The 2,500-nt window shown below is 49.6% G+C and carries 2 rRNA genes and 1 pseudogene (2 of these 3 cut by a window edge); 2 read left to right on the forward strand and 1 reads right to left on the reverse strand.

The annotated features are described in order from the left end of the window. Both BGI23_RS01580 and rrf read left to right on the forward strand, forming a co-directional pair. Positions 1–1,960, forward strand: a 23S ribosomal RNA gene (locus tag BGI23_RS01580) (it extends 962 nt beyond the left edge of the window). Positions 1,961–2,010: 50 nt separating this feature from the next. Next, positions 2,011–2,126, forward strand: a 5S ribosomal RNA gene (gene rrf, locus BGI23_RS01585). Between the two features lie 14 nt (positions 2,127–2,140). On the opposite strand, the pseudogene BGI23_RS01590 reads toward rrf, so the two are convergent. Then, positions 2,141–2,500, reverse strand: a pseudogene (locus tag BGI23_RS01590) (glycoside hydrolase family 99-like domain-containing protein) (its annotated part continues 101 nt past the right edge of the window); the annotation flags it as partial.

Genomic DNA, 2,500 nt, shown 5'->3' on the forward strand with positions numbered 1-2,500 from the left:
AATGCCAATGACTTATCCTTAGGAGTCAGACTGCGAGTGATAAGATCCGTAGTCAAAAGGGAAACAGCCCAGACCGCCAGCTAAGGTCCCAAAGTGTGTATTAAGTGGAAAAGGATGTGGAGTTGCTTAGACAACTAGGATGTTGGCTTAGAAGCAGCCACCATTTAAAGAGTGCGTAATAGCTCACTAGTCGAGTGACTCTGCGCCGAAAATGTACCGGGGCTAAATACACCACCGAAGCTGCGGATTGATACCGAATGGTATCAGTGGTAGGGGAGCGTTCTAAGGACAGTGAAGTCAGACCGGAAGGACTGGTGGAGTGCTTAGAAGTGAGAATGCCGGTATGAGTAGCGAAAGACGGGTGAGAATCCCGTCCACCGAATGCCTAAGGTTTCCTGAGGAAGGCTCGTCCGCTCAGGGTTAGTCAGGACCTAAGCCGAGGCCGACAGGCGTAGGCGATGGACAACAGGTTGATATTCCTGTACCACCTCTTTATCGTTTGAGCAATGGAGGGACGCAGAAGGATAGAAGAAGCGTGCGATTGGTTGTGCACGTCCAAGCAGTTAGGCTGATAAGTAGGCAAATCCGCTTATCGCGTATGCTGAGCTGTGATGGGGAAGCTCCTTATGGAGCGAAGTCTTTGATTCCCCGCTGCCAAGAAAAGCTTCTAGCGAGATAAAAGGTGCCTGTACCGCAAACCGACACAGGTAGGCGAGGAGAGAATCCTAAGGTGTGCGAGAGAACTCTGGTTAAGGAACTCGGCAAAATGACCCCGTAACTTCGGGAGAAGGGGTGCTTTCTTAACGGAAAGCCGCAGTGAATAGGCCCAAGCGACTGTTTAGCAAAAACACAGCTCTCTGCGAAGCCGTAAGGCGAAGTATAGGGGGTGACACCTGCCCGGTGCTGGAAGGTTAAGGAGAGGGGTTAGCGTAAGCGAAGCTCTGAACTGAAGCCCCAGTAAACGGCGGCCGTAACTATAACGGTCCTAAGGTAGCGAAATTCCTTGTCGGGTAAGTTCCGACCCGCACGAAAGGTGTAACGATTTGGGCACTGTCTCAACCAGAGACTCGGTGAAATTATAGTACCTGTGAAGATGCAGGTTACCCGCGACAGGACGGAAAGACCCCGTGGAGCTTTACTGTAGCCTGATATTGAATTTTGGTACAGTTTGTACAGGATAGGCGGGAGCCTTTGAAACCGGAGCGCTAGCTTCGGTGGAGGCGCTGGTGGGATACCGCCCTGACTGTATTGAAATTCTAACCTACGGGTCTTATCGACCCGGGAGACAGTGTCAGGTGGGCAGTTTGACTGGGGCGGTCGCCTCCTAAAGTGTAACGGAGGCGCCCAAAGGTTCCCTCAGAATGGTTGGAAATCATTCGTAGAGTGCAAAGGCATAAGGGAGCTTGACTGCGAGACCTACAAGTCGAGCAGGGACGAAAGTCGGGCTTAGTGATCCGGTGGTTCCGCATGGAAGGGCCATCGCTCAACGGATAAAAGCTACCCCGGGGATAACAGGCTTATCTCCCCCAAGAGTCCACATCGACGGGGAGGTTTGGCACCTCGATGTCGGCTCATCGCATCCTGGGGCTGTAGTCGGTCCCAAGGGTTGGGCTGTTCGCCCATTAAAGCGGTACGCGAGCTGGGTTCAGAACGTCGTGAGACAGTTCGGTCCCTATCCGTCGTGGGCGTAGGAAATTTGAGAGGAGCTGTCCTTAGTACGAGAGGACCGGGATGGACGCACCGCTGGTGTACCAGTTGTTCTGCCAAGGGCATAGCTGGGTAGCTATGTGCGGAAGGGATAAGTGCTGAAAGCATCTAAGCATGAAGCCCCCCTCAAGATGAGATTTCCCATAGCGTAAGCTAGTAAGATCCCTGAAAGATGATCAGGTTGATAGGTTCGAGGTGGAAGCATGGTGACATGTGGAGCTGACGAATACTAATAGATCGAGGACTTAACCATATAATATGTAGCAAATGTTATCTAGTTTTGAAGGAATATGCCTTCAATAGTTTGGTGATGATGGCAGAGAGGTCACACCCGTTCCCATACCGAACACGGAAGTTAAGCTCTCTAGCGCCGATGGTAGTTGGGACCTTGTCCCTGTGAGAGTAGGACGTCGCCAAGCAACTGTAAGACGAGTCAGAATGACTCGTCTTTTTTGTATGCTTTCATACCTCTCTTAATTGCCTGTTTAACTCCTTCTAAATAGGCGAATCCATGCTTTTTATCTGGTTCTAAGTAAGTACCTTCTGCCCACTCATTCCACGCATTAATAAATAAAAACTCGCTGTTGTAAAGAGAATAGGTACGATGGATTTGCTTACTTAAATATATTGTGAACTTCTCAGGAGTAGAACCGAGGAAGATGCTGCTATTTAAGTCCTTGCGACGTGCTTTGTTGCCTCAGTCAACAAAGGAACCAGGAAATATTTTTTCTTTAAAGGAGATCGTTTTAATATATACATTCAAACTTTATCATAATCCCAAGCGTTTATTTGT

It is taken from the genome of Bacillus sp. ABP14, from assembly GCF_001831375.1.
Classification (GTDB): domain Bacteria; phylum Bacillota; class Bacilli; order Bacillales; family Bacillaceae_G; genus Bacillus_A; species Bacillus_A paranthracis.